The following is an 18,909-nucleotide window of genomic DNA, read 5'->3' on the forward strand; positions in this document are numbered from 1 at the left end:
GACGGCTTCCGCTCCGGTTCGGAAGAGATCCCCGGAGATGACCATGGCCGAAACAACGACTCGCGTCGACCTCGATCCGCGCATCGACACCTACCACTTCTACGAGCGGGAGTGGGAGGGATACGAACAGCTTATCGACGCCTTCGAGCACGACGTCCCCGACCAGTTCGACCTCGCCACCTACCTCTGTGACCGGTGGGCCGACGCTGACCCGAATCGGGTGGCGGTCCACGCCCTCGGCGCGGACGGAACAGAGACCAGATATACGTACGGCGACCTTCGCCGTGACGCAAACCGGCTCGCGAATCATCTGGCCGATGCCGGCATCGATGCCGGAGACCGGATCGCCGTCCATGGGGGTCAGAAGGTCGAATACCTCCTCGCCCACCTCGCCGCCTGGAAGCTCGGAGCGATCTCCGTGCCGCTCTCGCTGTTGTTCGGCCCCGACGGGTTGGAATATCGCCTCGCTGATAGCGGCGCTTCCGCCTTCGTCGTCGACGAGGCAGCCCTCCCGACTCTCCGGGCGGTCGAACCGGACCTCGACGAATTGGAGACGAAGGTCGTGGTCGGTGACGGCCCGACCGAGGGCAACGAGGCCGCCTTCCACGATGCGATTGCAGACCGCTCGACCGACGTCGAGACCGCCACGACAGACGCCGACGACCCCGCCGTCGTCATGTACACGAGCGGGACGACCGGCCCGCCGAAGGGGGTCGTCCACGCTCATCGGAGTGTGCTCGGGGTGCTCCCGGGCCAGATCCTGACCAGGTACAACATGGACGTCAGAGCCGGCGACACGCTCTACACTCCCGGCGAGTGGTCCTGGAGTGGACCACTTTTCGACGTTATCGTGTCCGGGCTCTACCTCGGCGTCCCAATCGTGGGGGACGCAGACCCGGGGTTCGACCCGGAGGAGATGCTCGCGCTGATCGACCGTTTCGACGTCTCTATCGTCGGTGCCCCGGCGACCGTCTGGCGGGCGCTGATGCAGGTACCGGAGGCGAGCGAACGCTACGACCTCGGGAGCCTCCGCGTCGTCTTCAACGGTGGGGAGGCGCTCGGCGGGTCGATCGTCGACTGGTTTCACGAGACGATCGGCGGCGTGGCCGTTCACGAGGTCTACGGACAGACCGAGACCGCCGCGGCGGGTGCAGGCGACTGTGAGGCGCTCGGCATCGACCACCGCGATGGGCACATGGGCAAACCCGTCCCCGGTCTGGAGATCGAGGTACTAGACGTCGACGACGCCGATCCGCTCGGGACCGGGGAGGTCGGCGAACTCGCCGTTCGCTACGAGGGTAATCCGGTTTGCTTCCTCGAGTTCTGGAACGCTCCCGAGAAGACTGCTCGGCGTCTCGACGATGGCTGGCTACGGACCGAGGACCTCGGTTCGAAGACCGACGACGGTTACGTGTCGTTTCACAGCAGGAAGGACGACGTCATCAACTCCTCCGGCTATCGGATCGGTCCCGCCGAGATCGAGGAGTGCCTCGCCGGACACGACGCCGTCGCCGACGCGGGGGTGATCGGAGTTCCAGACGAGATGCGCGGCGAAGTCCCGAAGGCGTTCGTCGTGCTCGCGGAGGGGAACGAGGCCACCGACGAACTGTCGGAAACGCTCCGGGGCCACGTCGAGTCGCGGCTGGCGAAGTACGAGCGCCCCCGCGAACTCGAGTTCGTCTCGGAGCTCCCGACGACGACGACCGGGAAGGTGCGCAGACACGACCTCCGGGTGCGCGAGGGACTGGTCGAAGTGGAGTGACCCAACCGATGTCGGATCCCTCATCCGTCGACGAGCCGACGCTCCGAACTCTGGACGGACGCGTGCTGGGCGAGGTTCTCCGCTCGGGAGACGACGGCTACGACGATGCCCGGACGGTCTGGAATGCGGCTATCGACCGGTACCCACGAGCAATCGTCCGACCGCAGGGGGCGGCAGACGTGATCGCCGCCGTCGACGTCGCCCGGGAGCAGGACCTCCTCCTCTCGGTCAAGGGCGGCGGACACAACGTCGCCGGTCACGCGGTCTGCGACGACGGACTGACGATCGACTGCTCGCCGATGGACTGGGTCCGCGTCGACCCCGACGCGAGGAAGGCCCGTGCCGGCCCCGGGGCGACGTGGGGCGACTTCGACCACGAGACGCAGGCGTTCGGCCTCGCCACGACCGGCGGTGGCGTCTCGACGACTGGGGTCGCGGGGCTCACGCTAGGTGGTGGGAACGGCTTTCTGGCCCGCAAGCACGGCCTGACGGTGGACAACCTCCGGGCGGTCGATGTCGTCACCGCCGAGGGGGAACTCGTCCACGCCAGCGCCGAGGAGAACCCCGATCTGTTCTGGGCCGTCCGGGGCGGCGGCGGGAACTTCGGCGTCGTCACCGCCTTCGAATACGATCTCCACCCGATCGGTCCCGACGTACTGGCAGGGCGACTCATCTACCCGTTCGAAGACGCCGCGGCGGTGCTCCGACGCTACCGTGACTTCGTGACTGGCGCACCGGACGAGGTCAACTGTCTGGCTGGAATCGCCTCCGCCTCGGAGGAGTCCTCTGGACTCAGCCTCGAACCGGGGACACCATTCGTCCAGTTGCTCGTCGTATATGCGGGAGATCCTCAGGACGGCGAGGAGGCGCTCCGACCGTTACGGACGTTCGGCGACCCGATAGCCGACGAAGTGTGTCTGCGGCCCTACACCGAGTTACAACGGCTCCTTACCGAATCAGCCGCGCCGGGCTATCGGAACTACTGGAAGTCGGACTACCTCGTCGGACTGCCGGACGAGGCGATCGACGCCGTCGTCGAACACTGCGACCCGTTTCCCTCGGATCGGAGCTCGGTGTTCTTCGAGACGATGGGTGGGGCCATCAACCGCGTCGAGCCCGATGCAACGGCGTTCCCCCACCGCGACGCTGCCTTCTCGGTCACGGCGTGGGCCAGGTGGACCGACCCCGCGGTAGACGACGACCACCGGACGTGGGCGCGGGGACTCTCCGCCGCGTTGGAATCACACACTACCGATGGGGTCTACGTGAATTTCCTCTCGCGCGAGGGGGACGAGCGAGTCGAGGCGGCCTATGGTGACAACGGCGACCGTCTCGCGGCGGTGAAAGCCGACTACGACCCCGACAACGTGTTCCGCATGAACCAGAACGTCGAACCCGTCGACTGAACGGCTGCTAGCCGTAGCTATCAACTATTTAGCCGTCCACTCGCTCACGTTCCCGGCAGTCTCTCCGGGTCGAGCGGCTCGGACTCCATACGGTAATCGTCGTAGAGCGATTCGGCCCATTCACAGACGGCCGTGTTTTCGGTTTCCAGCAGCCCGGGCCCTACCCATTGATTCTCGTCGATGTGGCCCAACCAGAGCACGACCGAGTGATCGATGATGTGCATGCTGAGCGGAATGGTCCCCGGGTAGGTCCATATCGAATCGGCGAACGAATGCCACGGATTTGCTCGTTCTGCATCTTCGACCAGTTCGTCGATGAATTCGGCTTCGATGATTGCCTCGAACTCCAGTTGCCCCTTCTCGACCAGTTCCGCGAGCGTCCGGACGAATATATCCGGAGCGTTCTGTGTGAGTCCCCGGTACGTGTTCCCGGCCCGATACAGTTCCAGCGCACGATTTAGGTGAGCCTCCGGCCAGTTTTCGGTCGGAATCGTGACTCGGGCGTCGCGTAGATGCCGGATGTCTAGTTCGTGAGCCGGCTCTGGAAGGTGATTCAACACCTCCCCGAGTTGTTGAATTCCTTCGACGGTCTGCTGGTAGGCGCGAAACTCCTCGATCATGACTTCACCCACGTACGTGAGTTCGTACCGACTGCCCGCTGAGTCGATCCACCCACGCGACTCACCTTCGTCGAGTACACGTGCGACTGTCGACCGCGACGCTCCGGTTCGCTCGGCGAGGTCACTGCTGGTGGTCGGTCCGTCGGAAAGCGCCTCGAATATCCGTACGCTGTTCGCCGAGTTAGCGAACACTCGAATCGCGTCCAGAGCAGCTCCCGTGTCACTTGATGTCATATGACAAACTACGGGGAACCCTCACTAAGAGCTGTCCCGAGCACCGGTTCGCCTTGACGACGGTAGAGCAGTACGAGTCGTCTGTTGTTTGTCTCACGTGCTACGAGCGTTTTCAGGGTCTGGGAACGTTGTCACGGAGTAAGAATAACTCTCTGACCGACAGAGACGAAGACGGGAGGATCGAACCATGTCGGAGACCAGCACCACCGAGCGCGAACAGCTCTTGAACACCTATCAGGAGTACGAGGATCTATGGAACGGAGACTTTTCGAAGTTGGACGTGGTTAGCGAAGGGATCACGTTCTACAACCCCGGCGTGCCCGATGGGAAGATTCACGGGCGCGAGGCTTTCGAGGCGTACCTCCGCGGTGTTCGGTCAGCGTTCCCTGATTGGTACGTCGACGCCGACGACCTACTCGCGGAGGGGAAGATCGTCATGAAAGAGTGGACAGTGACGGCGACACACGAAGGGGAATACAGGGGTATCCCCCCGACCCACCGCGAGATCGAGATCAAGGGTATGGCGAAGGATGTCGTCAGGAACGGGGAAGTGGAGGCCGCTCGACTCTACTACGACCCGCAGGAGTTGAGCGAGCAACTGGGTCTTACTGAAGAGTAACGACGTCGTCAGTATCTCGGCTCGGCTGACAGACACGTGCTCTCCATTCGGGACCTCCATTTTAGACTTTCACGAGAGTCGTCAGGAGATGCGCCCTGACTACGATTCGTCTCAAGAGAAACCGACCCGATTCGTACTCTACGAGGGACATCATCGCTTGGACCCTTCTGGAACGGTGAAACCGCATACCGAACAGAAGAGCCGTTCAGCCGTCCATGCGGCGTGCATCGCCTCTATCCATCGATCGCTCCGAACACTAGGCAGGACACACTCCACCAGCACGGGTTCAACACTGGATCGGAGATCGACCATTTTCTCTCGGCCTATCGGGACCTCCAGTAGATGCTGAGGAGAACATGCATCGCGGTTATGGTATCTCTCATGCTCTCGCTACGAGATGTGCGGTTCCCACTCGCTACTCGGAATCGCTCCCATTTCGGTACCGAACAGTAGTTGCTTGGGCACAACTGTCGACGAGGAAACGCAGTAACCGACTCGCGCCCTGCATCCTGCAGGACCGCCGAAAGATATCACCGATTGAGAGTTTCAACAACGCCGGATACGCGGTGCCCGGACGAGCCGAGAACAGCGACGGGGTGCCTCCGTCGACGCGGGGGCGGGAGCGGTGACGAGCGTTCGCGAGTCCCGCACGACGCCATCCCACGTCGCGTCGGAACCGTCGTCAGATGCCCGGTCCGTGTGACTCGTCCCCTGCCCGCCCCACACGTTCTCTGTGCTCTCTCGCCCCTAATTCGCTCTCACTCGATAGCGAGTGTCGGACGAACGGAGCGGCTATACAACTAGTGGGCGGTGGACGCGGGGACCGACTCGCCGACCGGACGGCGAGAGCGGCTAGAAGCACCGAGTCGCGGCGTCGGGAGCGCCGACGAAGCGTGTGAGGGACCGACAGGTGGTCGGGAGCCGTCCCGTCGCTCGTTACTCCAGGTCGTCGACGTCCAACGGCGACGCCGCCCGCCAGTAGCGTTCGTGTGCCTCGCGCGCCCACGACAGGACGGCGTCGTCGTCGGTGTCGAGTGCCGCGCGGAGTAGCCCCTCGTCGTCGCGCAGGAGGAGGTGGACCACGTCGTCGGTGATGGTCACCGCGAGCGGAATCGGCCCCTCGTGGAGGCGAATCTCGGCCGCCTCGGAGTCGAGCAACGCTTCGAGGCGTTGCCGCAGCGTCGAGTCGTGCGCGATGGCGTCGAGCGCGTCCGGCGAGAAGACGCCCTCGAACGTCTGAACGCCCTCCACGGTTCGTTCGGTCACCACTTCGAGGCTCTGTTCGTTGAACGCGTGCGAGAAGATGCGGACGTGCGAGGACTCTTCGAGCAGTTCGAGGACGCGTTGCACGGGCGCGCCGGGTCTCGTCCGCGTCGGCACGGTGATGGTCGCGTCGCCGAGTCGCCCGAGGTCGAACCCCAGCGACTCCGTCGGCAACCACTCGGCGACGTCGCGCAGTTTCAGTTCCGTCTCCATCGTCTCCCAGAGGTCGGTGAACGCCTCGGCGACGAGGCGACCGGTGGCCGTCGCCACGTACCGGGCCCCGTCGTGCGTTATCCACCCGCGGTCGGTGAAGTCGCCGAGGATGCGACCGAGCGTCGGTTGCGAGGCGCCCGTCTCCGCCTCGAGTTCGCGGCGCGTCGCGGCCCCCTCGGTCAGGGCGTCGAGCACCTCGACCCGGTTCGCCGAGAGCGCGAGGAACTCGATCTCTTCGAGTGCCGAGTCCATGGTCGCCGTTGCACCCGGTCGTTCAAAGCTGTTTTCACGCTCTGAAACTCTATCGGGCCGTGAAACCGCGTCGGGGTGTGAAGTAATTTCAGTTTTGGAATTCTTTTCTGGACAAGTATAAACCGATACTGCGATTAAGTTCGTGTAGTGATTACCGAAGTAGTCGGACGGTGCGAGCGGGCGAGTCTCTCTGGGAGCCGGTTCTCCGGGCGGAGGGGGCGGTAGCGATGTCGCGATACCGGTCGCTGGCGGCGTTTCTCGCCGCGAGCGCGTTCTTCGGCGGGACGTTCGTCGCCGCGAAGGCGGGGTTGGAGTTCATCCCGCCCCTGCTGTTCGTCGCGTTGCGGTTCGACGTCGGGGCGGCGTTGCTGCTCGCGTACGTGGCGGTCAGCCTCCCGCGGGAGCGGTGGCTCCCCCGCACGCGCGGTGACGTCTCCGCCATCCTCGCCGCGGGCGTGTTCGCCATCGGGGCGACGAACGCGCTCATCTTCCTCGGCCAGCAGTACGTCACGAGCGGCGTCGGGTCGATACTCTACAGTCTCAACCCCATTCTGACGCCGGTGCTCGCGGCGTTCCTGCTGTCGGACGAACGCCTCTCGCGTACCGACGCCGTGGGGATGCTCCTCGGACTCGTCGGCGTCGCACTCGTCGTGGACGTCGACCCGACGAACCTGCTCGGCGGCGCCGTCGTCGGCAAGGCACTCGTCGTCGCCGCCGCCGGGAGCGGTGCGCTGGGGAGCGTCCTCATCCGCCGGGCGGACTCGTCGATGGCGGCCACCGCGCGCACCGCGTGGGCGCTCCCCGTCGCCGCCCTGCTGAGTCACCTGTGGAGTCTGGCGGCGGGCGAGCAGGTGGCGTCCGTCGCGTGGACGCCGACGGCACTCGTCGCTCTCGGCTACGTCGGCGTGTTCTCGGGCGCGCTCGCCTTCGTCGCCTACTTCAGCCTGCTGGACGACGTTGGCGCCATCCGGGGTAACCTCGTGTTCTACGTCGTCCCCATCGTCGCCACGCTCGGCGGGTCGGTGCTCCTCGGCGAGGCGATTTCGGCGCTGTCGATGCTGGGCTTCGCCGTCATCTGTCTCGGCTTCGTCCTCATCGGCCACGAGCCAATCGCGACGGAACTGGCGCGGGCGCGACGCGCCGTCGCCCGCCGGACGGGTTCCGACTCGGGGAGGAACGTCGACTCGGAGGCGGGCGGCGCCGTCGTGAGCGACGTCCCGCGCTGGAGCGACGGCGACTGACTACCCGTCCCTGCGAACGGCTGTCACGCAGCCGACAGTTTCTTCCGACGCCCGCGCACAGTCGGTGTACGGCCATGAAGACCTCCACCTCGTGCTGATTCGTCCGCGTCGCCCCCGTGCGACGGGACGCTCACCGCCCGCCGAGACGCTCGCGTCTCGGCCGCGCACCGCGCCGGAGACGACCAGCCAGACAGCACACGATGTCACGACAACGCGACCAGCAATCAGCACGGACGACGGAGGAGACGACAGACGAACGAGGCGGGCCGACGAACGGCGGGAAACCGGCCGTCGTCGCCAAGCGGAGCGACGACGCGCCCGTCGAGACGGGGGAGATTCGCGGCCTCGCGTCGGCGGCGGGGTACCGCGTCGTCGACGCGGTGACGCAGGTCCGCGGCGAAGACGCGGGCACCTACCTCGGGTCGGGCAAGGTCGGGACGCTCGCAGACCGCGTCGCCGAGACGGGGGCGACTGCCGTCGTCGTGGACGACGGCCTGACGCCCGGACAGACGACGACCCTCCGCGAACGCCTCCCCGACGGGACCGCTGTGTACGACCGCTACCGACTCGTCCTCGCCATCTTCGCCGATCAGGCGGGCACCCGGCGCGCGCAGTTGCAGGTGAGACTCGCCCGCCTGAGGTACGCGCTCCCGCGCGTCGAGAAGGAGTCGGACCCGCAGGCGATGAACGTCGCCCTGGAGAAGGGGACGCGCGCGAAGGGCGTCCGCGACCGAATCGCCGAGTTGGAGTCGAAGCTGGCGACCCTGCCGGACCCGGCCGAGCGGTTCCGCGCCGAGCGACGCGAACAGGGGTTCGACCTCGTCACGTTCGCGGGCTACACGAACGCCGGGAAGTCCAGCCTGTTGCACCGACTCGCGGACGACCTCTCGCTGGACTCGAACGACGGCCATCCCGACGAGACGGAGTCCGTCTCGGCCGTCGAGGACCGCCTGTTCAAGACGCTGCAGACGACGACGCGCCGGGCGACGCTGGCGGGTCGACCGGTCCTCGCCACCGACACCGTCGGCTTCGTCGACGACCTGCCGCACTGGCTGGTCGAGTCGTTCAGCACGACGCTGTCGGAGGCGGCGGCGGCGGACGCCGTCGTCCTCGTCGCCGACGCCGCGGACGACGCGGAGACGCTTCGAGAGAAACTCCGCCTCTCGCTGTCCGTGTTCGACGCGCAGGGCGTCGCGCGGGAGAACGTCGTCACCGCGCTGAACAAGACGGACCTGCTCTCGGCGGCAGAACGCGAGGAACGCGTCGCCGCGGCGGCCGACGTCGCGCCGTGCGTCGTCCCCGTGAGCGTCACCGAGGGCCGAAATCTCGACGCCCTCGTCGCGGCCGTCCGCGACCGACTGCCCACCGCGACGGCGACGCTGTCGATGCCGACGGGCGACGACGCGATGAGCGTCGTCTCGTGGGCGTACGACCACGCGACGGTCGACGCCGTCGAGTACGGTCCCGAGGCGGTCACGCTGACCCTCCGCGGCCGTCCGGACGTGGTCGAACGCGCGCGTGGACGCGCGGAGGCGGTCGAATCGGTCGGGTCGTCGTAGCGAGAACCGAATCGTCGTCGCGGGGGCCGAGTCGTCGTCGCGGGGGCCGAGTCGCCGTCGTGGGCGACGCTCCCCCGAACACGCCCCACGCCTCCCGACCCCTCCCGAACGCCCGCATCCGTCCCGAACGTTCGTTCGCTTCGAACAGGTGAGTATATACCCGTCCCTCCGATACCGGCGACCGTGAACCGGGGACGGGAACGAGGGGACGACAGCGACGTCGAGAGCATCGCCGCCGCCGAGGGCGCACGCGCCGACGAGACGGCGGACGCCGAGGGCGTCGAGGTACTGGAACTGCTGGACGAACTCAGGACCATCGCGCAGAACGGGGTCACCTACGCGGAGGACCCGTACGACCGGGAGCGCTACGAGCGAATCCTCGACCTGACGAGCGAGTACTACGGGCGGACGCTCGACGCGCCGGCCGAGGAGATGCGCGGCCGACTCCGCGGGGAGACGGGGTACGTGTCGGCGAAGGTCGGCGCGTCGGTGGCCGTCTTCGACGACGCCGACCGGATTCTCCTGATGCGCCGCGCCGACGGCGGCGGGTGGGCGCTCCCGGGCGGGTACGTCGACCCGAACGAGTCGTCGTCGGAGGCGGCGGTGCGCGAGGCCCGCGAGGAGACGGGACTCGACGTCGAACCGGTCGAGTTGGTCGGGACGTTCGACCTGCCGGCCGGCGCGGGGGGGAACCCCCACTCCGTCGTCACCGTCCTCTACCGGTGTCGCGTCACGGGCGGCGACCTGCGCCTCTCCCACGAGGGCACGGACCTCGCGTACCGCGACCCGAGCGAAATCCCCGCGGACGACTGGTACGTCGGCAACCGCGCGTACGCACTCCACGCCCGGGAGTCGGTGCGCGAGACCCGGTGACCTGAACGACGCGCACGACCGACGGAGACGAGACGGCACGGGCGGACGGCCGCCGCAACTTCTCTCGCAGTGACTTGTCGCCTCTCGCGGAGATAGATTTATATTCCATCCGATAGAATAAGTTACTATGATTGTAGCAAATTCTCACGAAGACGCCGCGCCCACCGCCGACCACCAGGACCGCCGGACGGCGACGTTCGCCGACATGGACCGCCTCATGCGGTCCGTCTAAATCGCCCGAATTTCTGCGTTCTCGACGTTATCAGCTGGGAAACCGTTTTGCTCGTGGGTGTTCATCTAGACACGTTAGGCGTTACCGCGTCCCGCGCGGACGCGGACGGACGCCGCACCACTCATGAGTGACAAACCACACCAGAACCTCGCCATCATCGGACACGTCGACCACGGCAAGTCCACGCTCGTCGGTCGTCTCCTGTTCGAGACTGGGAGCGTGCCGGAACACATCATCGAACAGCACCGCGAAGAGGCCGCCGAGAAGGGCAAGTCGGGCTTCGAGTTCGCCTACGTGATGGACAACCTCGCGGAGGAACGCGAACGCGGCGTGACCATCGACATCGCCCACCAGCGGTTCGACACGGACAAGTACTACTTCACCATCGTGGACACGCCCGGCCACCGCGACTTCGTGAAGAACATGATCACGGGCGCCTCGCAGGCCGACCACGCCGTCCTCGTCGTCGCCGCCGACGACGGCGTCGCGCCGCAGACGCGCGAACACGTCTTCCTCGCCCGCACGCTGGGCATCGAGACGCTCATCATCGCGGTCAACAAGATGGACGTCGTCGACTACTCGGAGGACACGTACGAGCAGGTCAAGACGGAGGTACAGGAACTGCTGAAGCAGGTCCGGTTCGACTCCGACGACGCCCGCTTCATCCCCATCTCGGCGTTCGAGGGGGACAACATCGCCGAGCACTCCGACAACATGGACTGGTTCGACGGGCCGACCGTGTTGGAGTCGCTGAACAACCTCCCCGAACCGTCGCCGCCGACGGACGCGCCGCTTCGACTCCCGATTCAGGACGTGTACACCATCTCCGGCATCGGGACGGTGCCCGTCGGCCGCGTCGAGACGGGGACGCTCAACGTGGGCGACAACGTCTCGTTCCAGCCGTCGGACGTCGCCGGCGAGGTGAAGACCATCGAGATGCACCACGAGGAGGTGCCGAAGGCGGGCCCCGGCGACAACGTCGGGTTCAACGTCCGCGGCATCGGCAAGGACGACATCCGCCGCGGCGACGTCTGCGGCCCGGCCGACGACCCGCCGTCCGTCGCCGAGACGTTCCAGGCGCAGATCGTCGTCATGCAGCACCCGTCGGTCATCACCGCCGGCTACACGCCGGTCATCCACGCGCACACCGCGCAGGTGGCCTGCACGTTCGAGTCCATCGACCAGAAACTCGACCCGTCGTCGGGCGAAGTCGCCGAGGAGAACCCCGACTTCATCCAGGCCGGCGACGCCGCCGTCGTGACGCTCAGACCGCAGAAGCCGCTCAGCATCGAGCCGTCCTCGGAGATAGCGGAACTCGGCTCCTTCGCCATCCGCGACATGGGGCAGACCATCGCGGCCGGGAAGGTGCTGAGCGTCGACGAGCGGTGAATCGGCCCCCGCGGACGACGACTTCTTTCGGCGTTCGGCGCGGCGACTGAGCGGCGAGCGACGCCGCCACTGTGAGGAGCGCCGCTGCCGGGTCGCGAGGACGGTCACGCAGCGTTCGTCGGGGCCGTCTCGCCCGAGAGCGTCGCGTTGACGACGAAGCCGACCATGAGCACGACGGCTGCGAGATACAGGCTCGTGAGTACGAGCAAGACGACGCTGAGGACGCCGAAAATCGCGTAAGTGGCCGCGTTCGAGACGTAGAATCGGACGCCGGCCAAGAGGACCGTCCAGCCGAGAGCAGCGGTGACGGCGCCGGGGAGCGCCGCCGCCGGCGAGGGCAGTTCGCTCGTCGGGACGTAGTACAGGGGGAGGAGCACGACGGAGAGCGCGACGAACAGGAAGCCCAGACCGGCCGCGGCGAGCGCGGTGTTCGGCAGGAGGACGAACAGCGTGCTCGCGGCGACGACGGACCCGACGCTCAGCCCGAACGACGCGAGGACGCCGGCCGCGTCGCGGAGCCTGCGGGGGGCCGACTCGGCGGCGGCGTCCTCCACTCGGTCGACCATCGTCTCGAAGCCGGCGGTGACGTTCGCCGCGCTCCAGGCGAGGACGGCGGCGGCGAACGCCGTCGCTCCGGCCTTCCCGGTGGAGTTCGCCAGCGCGTCGGACACCAGCCCTTGCGCTTCGGGGGTGAGAAACCGGAACGTCGCGCTCCGGACCGGTTCGACCATCGGTCTGCCGACGACGACCAGCAGCAACACCAACAGCGGGAGCAGCGAGACGAATCCGTAGTACGCCAGCGCCGCGGCCGGGTACTGGATATCGTGTTTGAGGGACGAGCGAGCGACGGTCCGCACCGTCTCGACGGCGGCGTTCCGACGCGACATGTCGGTGCTAACGGCAGGGGACTGAAAACCCTGTGCGCCGCCGTCGACGCGGGCTAGCCGCCGAAAGTTTCGCGAGCGGTGTCGACTCAGTCTATCGGACAGCCGTTTATCTCCCCGCCGCGCATGCCGTCGGCGAGCCAGAACATCGACAGCAGGAGCGACAGCGCCGCGAGGACGCCCAACTCCAGCCCCTCGAACGGGAGCAAGAGCGTCGCGCCGCCGACGCCGACGAGCGACAGGAGACCCGCGAGGACGGCCGTCCCGCAGGCGGCACAGCCGGCTCCGAGGGTGCCGAGGACGACGCCCGCGAGACTCCCGCCGCCGCTTCGCGCGGAGACGCCGTGCTCGCGCAGGTGGTAGACGACCATCGCCACGTCCACGCCGACGAGGGCGGCGACGGCGACGACGACGACACTCTGCGCCGGCGAGTAGAGCGCCCCGACGACGGGGAACAGTTCCAGAAGGACCGACAGGCGAGTTCCGACGGGGAGCGACCCGCCGACGACCACGTCGGTGACGAGCGTCAGGTTCTGCGCGACGGCGAACGCGGTGAGGGCGGCCAGCGTCGTGAGGAGAGCGACGAGGGCGTACGCCGGCAGCGACAGGACGAGTCGGGCGGTCCGGCCCACGAGTCGCACGTCGTCGCGGCCGGACGGGACCGGTGGGAGCAGACGGCGGACGTTCATAGCCCCAGCGCGCTCCGAATCAGGTCGAAGCTGACGCTGCCCGTCGCGCGCGTGACGTACGACCCGTCCCGGAAGAGGAACACCGTCGGCGTCCCGGTGACGTTCGCCGCCTCGGCGGCGTCGACGTCCGCGGCGACGGCGGCGGCCGCCTCGTCGCCGTCGGCCGCTTCGACCACGCCCTCGCCGTCGAGTTCCGTGTTGGCCGACAGCCACGACGCCGTCTTCGACCGGACGTTGTCGGCGTCGAACGACGACTGCGCCTCGAAGTAGTGGCCGAGGAGGCCCCAGAACGCGTCGGCGTCCCGGGCGTACGTCGCCTCCAGCGCGTAGATTGCCGGCTCGCCCCACGGGTACACGAGCGGCGCGGTGCGGACGACGAACGACCCGACGCCCGTCTCGACCAGTTCCGACCGAATCTCGGGGACGGTGTTCCGCTCGAACGCTCGGCACCGCGGGCACGACGGGTCCTCGAAGGCGACTATCTGCACGTCGGCGTCCGCGCTCCCCAGTCGTGGCTGGGCGGCGACGTCAGCCGTGGCCGGGTGCGCGTCGAACGTCGCCGTCGTCGGGCCGTCGGTGGCGGCGTCCGTCGCGTCGGCGGCCGTCGAACCCGGCGACGGCGTGTCCGACCCCCCGGCACCTCCGCCGGAGTCGCCGAGACACCCGCCGAGGCCGCCCAGTCCGACAGCGCCGGCCAGTAGCAGGTCCCGCCGAGAGAGCGTCATCGATACCCGAATCGTGGACGCGGAACCGTTTGGCGCTACTGCGCTCGTGCGCGGCCGTCGCCCAACTGGCCGAACTCGCGTCGGGGGCATCGCTGTCGGGGGACTGGGAGACGCAGAAACGGAATCGCGGACGCCGCGGCAGGCGTGACGCGGGCGTCCGCGGGACGGTGGCGCCTGCAACTGTCTGTGCGTCCGACCGCACGGCGGGATGCGACCGGACGCGGGGACGGGAGACGCCGCGTGACGTGTTGGGAGGGGCGATACAGACTCTCGTCGCGCGTGCGACCGTTTCGCGTCGGCCGCACGGCGGGGTGCGGTCGAGTGCGGCACGGCGCACGCGCGACGTGACGTGGAACGTCGGCGGACGTTCCGGTGGCGGTACGGCGGGGACCGGCCGTGGTCGTCTCGGATGCTCCTCGCGTGCGCTACCCCCCCGCGGCCGCGTCTTCGGCCGACTCACTACGAAGATACACGCCGTCGGCGCGCCACCCGTTCCCCCGGCTACCGGCCCGGGTGAGTTCCATCTTCACCGGCGCGCCGGCCGAGAGCGTCTCGAGTCGCTCACGAAGACGTTCGTGCGCGTACTCGACGACGTGGTAGGTCGCGTTCGTCTCGTGGGTCCTGAGGGTCAACGCACCGTGGGCGTTCATCTCACCGACTACGGTGTACGTTTCACCACTCTTTTCTCGTTTCATTCTTTCTTCGTCACTCTATATCTCGAAGAAGTAGATAAAGCTAGTCAATAAGGAGTATAAGGTGTCCATATGGGCTGGTACGGATTCCGACGAGCGGTGCGAGACGGCGACCGACGGACCTCCGTTCGGGCGGCCGCGGCGCGTCGAATCAGTAGGGCTATCCACCTCGGTCCGAAACGACCGGTCATGGACCGCGCGCGCCGAACCGACGCGTCCGACGACGAATCCGCCGCAGACGACACTCCCGCCGAGGACGCCGCCGACGAACTGCGCGTCGCCCTGTTCGTGGACGGACCGAACGTCCTCCGCGACGAGTTCGACGTGGACCTGGACGACGTGCGCGAGGCGGCCGCCGCGGTGGGACGCCCCACGGCGACGCGCCTATACCTCGACGAGCACGCGACGCCCGGCCTGATTCAGGCCGCCGAGGCGCGCGGGTTCGAAGTCGTCGTCACCAGCGGCGACGTGGACGTGCGCCTCGCGGTGGACGTCACCCGATTCGCCGTCGAGGGCCGCGCCGACGTGGTCGCCATCGCCTCCCGCGACACCGACTTCAAGCCCGCCATCGAGACGGCGAACGCCTACGGCATCCGGACGCTGGCCATCGCCCCCGGCGAGTTCGGCCGGTCCGACGCCCTGCGGAACGCCGCGTCGGACAGCGTCACCCTCGGCGACGACGAGGGGCCGACGATGGTCGGCTACGACGAGTAGGCGTCGGGGGCGACGGCGAGTCGGCGGAGAGACGGGACCGGGGCGACGGCGAACGGGACGACGAGGACCGAAGCGGAGGCAGAACCGGAGGCGAAGAAGAGCGTCGACCGGGAGCGAGCAGCCTTTTTACGCGGACCGACCAACCGCCGGGCATGGAACAGTTGGGTACGCCGGTTCTCGACAACCACCTCCACCTCGACCCGACGCACGGCCGCGGACTGGACGCCGTCCGCGACTTCTCCCGCCTCGGCGGGACGCACCTGCTCGTGGTGAACAAGCCGTCGTGGCACCTCGGCGTCGACGCCAACGAGGGCGCGGACTTCCGCCCCGTCTTCGAGGAGACGGTCGACGTCGTCGCCGACGCCACCGCGGAACTGCCGGGCCGCGCGTGGCCCGTCCTCGGCGTCCACCCGGGACTCGTCTCGCATCTGGTCGACGAACGCGGGCTCTCGCCCGCCGAGGCGCGCGACGTGATGCAGTCGGGGTTGGACGTCGCCGCGGAGTACGTCCGCGCGGGCGACGCCCTCGCCCTCAAGTCGGGGCGACCGCACTACGACGTCTCCGAGGCGGTCTGGGAGGCGTCGAACGACGTGATGCGTCACGCCTTCGCCCTCGGGGCGGACCTCGACTGCGCGGTGCAGTTGCACACCGAGGCGTCCGACGACCTGACGGAGGTAGCCGAGTGGGCAGAGGACGCCGGGATGGCCCGAGAGCGAGTGGTCAAACACTACGCGGGCGGCCGCCTCGCGGGCCCGACGCCCAGCGTGATGAGCGAGAAAGACCGGCTCGAAGTCGCCGCCGAACGCGGGGCGCCGTTCCTGATGGAGACGGACTTCGTGGACGACGCCGACCGACCGGGCGCGGTCCTCGGGCCGAAGACGGTGCCCCGGCGCGTGCGGTGGATGCTGGAGGAGGGGTGGGACGACGCCGTCGCGACGGCGCACGTCGAGACGCCGCGGGACGTGTACGGCATCGACACGCGAGAGACGCTGACTCGCTGACCCGGACGCTGACGCGCGGTACGCCGGGTTCGTCACGGATTCACAGTCGACAGGGCGCGCGAGCATAGGAAAGGCATTTGAGTGCTGCCGGGGATGATTGGAACATGACCGAGGCCGAGGAGACCTACTACACGGAAGAACGCTGGCAGAACTGGCTCACGCGCGTCGAGGACGAGGAGCTCGACCCCGAGAACGAGGACTCCGCGCGACTCCTGTTGAACCTGCAGGACGACGCCGCCATCGCGGTGGCCAAGATAGTCTCCGCGCACGAGGAGGAGACGCTCTCGGAGGAGGAGGCCCTCGAAGAACTCGAAGGCGTCCGCGAAATCGTCCTCTCGGAGCCGACGTTCGAGGGCGACGACGTCGAGGAGAAGGTGATGCTCATCGACGGCGTCCAGACGAGTCTGGTCTGCGTCTTCTACGCCGCCGAGGAGTACATCGTCGGCGGGCCCGCCGAACCCGCACCGCTCGAAGAGTACGTCGAGGCCGCCGCCGAGGCCGAGACGCAGGAGGACCTCGACGCCGCACTCGGCTACCTCGTGCAGGCGGGGACGCGCATCATCGAGGGTGACGAACTCGACATGTCTATCGCCGAGGAGCTGGAGTACGGACTCGTCTCCGAGTGGCTCAACGGCCTCGACAGCCTCCAGAGCGCCATGAGCGACCCCGAAGTCGTCGAAGAAGAGGACGCGTAACGTTTCGACGCGCGGCGCGCGTTCGTCGGTCTCCCGGCGGCATACTTTTATCAGACAGTCACACAATCCGAGGTATGGAGTTTCGGGGGGACGACCGAGCAGTCGCCGTCCAGATAGGTGCGGTGCTGTTACTCGGGTTCGTCGTCGTCTCGCTGTCGATGTATCAGGCGGCCGTCGTTCCTCAGGAGAACGAACAGGTCGAGTACCGCCACAACCAGCGCGTCGTCGGCGACATGCACGAGGTACGGAACGCCGTCCTCCAGACCGCCGCGACGGGGTCGTCGGCGCCGACGGCGGTCGAACTCGGGACGGAGTACCCCGCACGTTCCGTCTTCGTCAACCCGTCGCCGCCGGGGGGAACGCTCGCCACTTCGTCGCTCGGCGACGTGTCGATCCGGAACGCCGTCGCCGACGACCCCGAGACGGCCGAACCGGACTACCCCGAGACGGACGACTTCTGGAACGGCAGCACGCGGACGTATCCGACGCGCGCGCTCGCCTACCAGCCATCGTACAACCGCTACGGGAACGCGCCGACGACCGTCTACGAGAACGGCGTCCTCTACAACCGGTTCGGCGAGGGCGCGTCGGCCAACACCGTCACCGTCTCCGACCAGACGCTGGTCTCGGGGCGGCAGATATCGCTCGTGACGCTGTCCGGCGACCTCTCTCGCGGCGGGTCGGGGACGCTGTCGGTGGACCCGCGGGCGGTGAGCCAGTCGACCCGGACGGTGTCCGTCTCGCAGGACGCCTCGCGGCCCGGAAACGTCTCCATCGTCGTCCCGACGCGGTTGGACGCCTCGACGTGGCGGCGACTCCTCGAGGAGACGAACCAGTACGACGGGACGGGCGACCCCACCAACGAGCGGTACGTCCACGCGGTGACCGACGCCGGGCCGGACGCCGTCGAAATCGCGTTCGAGGCGGGGACGACGTACGAACTCCGCATGGCGAACGTCGGCGTCGGGTCGGCCGACGGGGACGCGGAACCGGCGTACCTGACCAGCGCGGAGGGAATCGACTTCCCCTACACCGACCGGAAGGACTCGTTCGTCGTCGAGGTCCGCGACCGGTACAACAACCCCGTCGGGACGCGGGTGAACGCCTCGGCGGCCCGGGGGACGGTGCCGAACGGAACCGTCGAGGAACCCGGGCGCTACCGCTACGTCTACGAGGCGCCGGCCACCGACGGGCCGGACACCGTCAACGTGAGCTACCGGGACGAGTCGCGGGCGGGGTTCGACCCGAACGCCACCGCGGACCTGCAGTACGACGTCGAGGTGCAGGCGTCGGGCGGAAGCGGGAGTGGGAGCGGGGACGGCGGGACGGGCGGCGGGTCCGGCCCCCTCTCGCTCGTCGACGGGAGCGGACAGGGGAAGGCCAACCGCGGCGCGACCAGCGGCGTCCAGTTCGAACTGTCGAACGACGGGTCGGACGAACTCGAACTGACCGGCGTCTCTGTGGACGCCACGACGAAGTCCAGCGTGCAGCAACTCCACGAGACGAACGGAGGACAGGGCGACGGGCAGTACGAGGCGTACTTCGACGTCGGCTCCGACAGTCAGAACAGTCCGCAGTCGAACGACGGCTGGTACGAGGCCGGCGACGGCAACGGCGACGAGTACGTCGTCGGGTCCGGGACCGTTCCGCTCACCTCGGACGCCACCCTCGCCGCCGGCGAGGGCGCGACGGTCTACCTCTACCAGTTCCAGAACAACGGCGGGAGCGGGCAGAACATGGCCGACGAGGAGGTGACGGTGACAGTCGAGTACGAGAGCGGCGGCACGTCGTACGCGGAGACGTTCAACGTCACGGCCACCGACCCGTACTGACCGGAGACCGATCT

Annotated in this window: 17 protein-coding genes; 11 read left to right on the forward strand and 6 right to left on the reverse strand. The window is 67.8% G+C overall.

Translation table 11 applies throughout. The features are described 5' to 3' along the window. Positions 1-43 precede the first annotated feature (43 nt). Both BM310_RS11695 and BM310_RS11700 read left to right on the forward strand, forming a co-directional pair. Positions 44-1,762: an acyl-CoA synthetase gene (locus BM310_RS11695; RefSeq protein ID WP_089809196.1), complete on the forward strand. Its 1,719-nt coding sequence runs from the start codon at positions 44-46 to the stop codon at positions 1,760-1,762. Between the two features lie 8 nt (positions 1,763-1,770). Further along, complete coding sequence (locus BM310_RS11700) at positions 1,771-3,168, forward strand: FAD-binding oxidoreductase (RefSeq protein ID WP_089807898.1); 1,398 nt, start codon at positions 1,771-1,773, stop codon at positions 3,166-3,168. Between the two features lie 44 nt (positions 3,169-3,212). Here the strand turns inward: BM310_RS11700 and BM310_RS11705 are convergent, their stop codons facing one another. Next, positions 3,213-4,022 carry a helix-turn-helix transcriptional regulator gene (locus BM310_RS11705; RefSeq protein WP_089807900.1) on the reverse strand — a complete coding sequence of 270 codons (810 nt, stop codon included), beginning with the start codon at positions 4,020-4,022 and terminating at the stop codon, positions 3,213-3,215. Between the two features lie 187 nt (positions 4,023-4,209). On the opposite strand from BM310_RS11705, the gene BM310_RS11710 reads away from it, so the two are divergent. Beyond that, a complete protein-coding gene (locus BM310_RS11710; protein ID WP_089807901.1) occupies positions 4,210-4,641 on the forward strand; it encodes an ester cyclase in 432 nt (143 codons plus the stop codon). A 936-nt stretch (positions 4,642-5,577) separates the two neighbouring features. Here BM310_RS11710 and BM310_RS11715 read toward each other — a convergent pair. Further along, positions 5,578-6,369, reverse strand: coding sequence for a helix-turn-helix transcriptional regulator (locus BM310_RS11715; protein WP_089807903.1), 792 nt, complete (start codon positions 6,367-6,369; stop codon positions 5,578-5,580). 227 nt (positions 6,370-6,596) lie between these two features. Here BM310_RS11715 and BM310_RS11720 point away from each other — a divergent pair, with 227 nt between their 5' ends. The 4 genes from BM310_RS11720 to tuf all read left to right on the forward strand — a co-directional run bounded on the left by BM310_RS11720 (position 6,597) and on the right by tuf (position 11,663). Beyond that, entirely contained in the window at positions 6,597-7,610 is a 1,014-nt protein-coding gene (locus BM310_RS11720) for a DMT family transporter (RefSeq protein WP_089807905.1), read from the forward strand. 200 nt (positions 7,611-7,810) lie between these two features. After that, positions 7,811-9,169: a GTPase HflX gene (gene hflX, locus BM310_RS11725; protein WP_089807907.1), complete on the forward strand. Its 1,359-nt coding sequence runs from the start codon at positions 7,811-7,813 to the stop codon at positions 9,167-9,169. Positions 9,170-9,352: 183 nt separating this feature from the next. Next, positions 9,353-10,042, forward strand: coding sequence for an NUDIX hydrolase N-terminal domain-containing protein (locus BM310_RS11730; RefSeq protein ID WP_218156435.1), 690 nt, complete (start codon positions 9,353-9,355; stop codon positions 10,040-10,042). Between the two features lie 355 nt (positions 10,043-10,397). After that, positions 10,398-11,663 (forward strand): translation elongation factor EF-1 subunit alpha, encoded by a 1,266-nt coding sequence (gene tuf / locus BM310_RS11735; RefSeq protein WP_089807909.1) that lies wholly within the window; start codon positions 10,398-10,400, stop codon positions 11,661-11,663. 104 nt (positions 11,664-11,767) lie between these two features. Here tuf and BM310_RS11740 read toward each other — a convergent pair whose 3' ends face one another. From BM310_RS11740 to BM310_RS11755, 4 genes are all read right to left on the reverse strand, one after another. Continuing rightward, entirely contained in the window at positions 11,768-12,550 is a 783-nt protein-coding gene (locus BM310_RS11740; protein ID WP_089807911.1) for a YhjD/YihY/BrkB family envelope integrity protein, read from the reverse strand. Positions 12,551-12,636: 86 nt separating this feature from the next. Beyond that, positions 12,637-13,236, reverse strand: a complete 600-nt coding sequence (locus tag BM310_RS11745) for a hypothetical protein (RefSeq protein WP_089807913.1) — start codon at positions 13,234-13,236, stop codon at positions 12,637-12,639. After that, positions 13,233-13,961 carry a DsbA family protein gene (locus tag BM310_RS11750; RefSeq protein WP_089807915.1) on the reverse strand — a complete coding sequence of 243 codons (729 nt, stop codon included), beginning with the start codon at positions 13,959-13,961 and terminating at the stop codon, positions 13,233-13,235. Before BM310_RS11750 ends, BM310_RS11745 begins: the two co-directional genes overlap by 4 nt. Before the next feature lie 425 nt (positions 13,962-14,386). Continuing rightward, complete coding sequence (locus tag BM310_RS11755; protein ID WP_089809200.1) at positions 14,387-14,611, reverse strand: hypothetical protein; 225 nt, start codon at positions 14,609-14,611, stop codon at positions 14,387-14,389. Between the two features lie 231 nt (positions 14,612-14,842). Between BM310_RS11755 and BM310_RS11760 the strand changes: the two genes are divergently transcribed. The 4 genes from BM310_RS11760 to BM310_RS11775 all read left to right on the forward strand — a co-directional run bounded on the left by BM310_RS11760 (position 14,843) and on the right by BM310_RS11775 (position 18,895). After that, the gene (locus BM310_RS11760; protein WP_089809202.1) at positions 14,843-15,367 is read left to right on the forward strand and encodes an NYN domain-containing protein; all 525 of its coding nucleotides are present in this window, start codon (positions 14,843-14,845) and stop codon (positions 15,365-15,367) included. A 152-nt stretch (positions 15,368-15,519) separates the two neighbouring features. Further along, positions 15,520-16,368, forward strand: a complete 849-nt coding sequence (locus tag BM310_RS11765) for a TatD family hydrolase (RefSeq protein WP_089807917.1) — start codon at positions 15,520-15,522, stop codon at positions 16,366-16,368. A 104-nt stretch (positions 16,369-16,472) separates the two neighbouring features. After that, on the forward strand, positions 16,473-17,063 hold the full coding sequence (locus BM310_RS11770; RefSeq protein WP_089807919.1) for a DUF2150 family protein: 591 nt from the start codon (positions 16,473-16,475) through the stop codon (positions 17,061-17,063). Positions 17,064-17,137: 74 nt separating this feature from the next. Further along, positions 17,138-18,895: a hypothetical protein gene (locus BM310_RS11775; RefSeq protein ID WP_089807921.1), complete on the forward strand. Its 1,758-nt coding sequence runs from the start codon at positions 17,138-17,140 to the stop codon at positions 18,893-18,895. Positions 18,896-18,909 lie beyond the last annotated feature (14 nt).

This window comes from Halogeometricum rufum (assembly GCF_900112175.1).
Classification (GTDB): domain Archaea; phylum Halobacteriota; class Halobacteria; order Halobacteriales; family Haloferacaceae; genus Halogeometricum; species Halogeometricum rufum.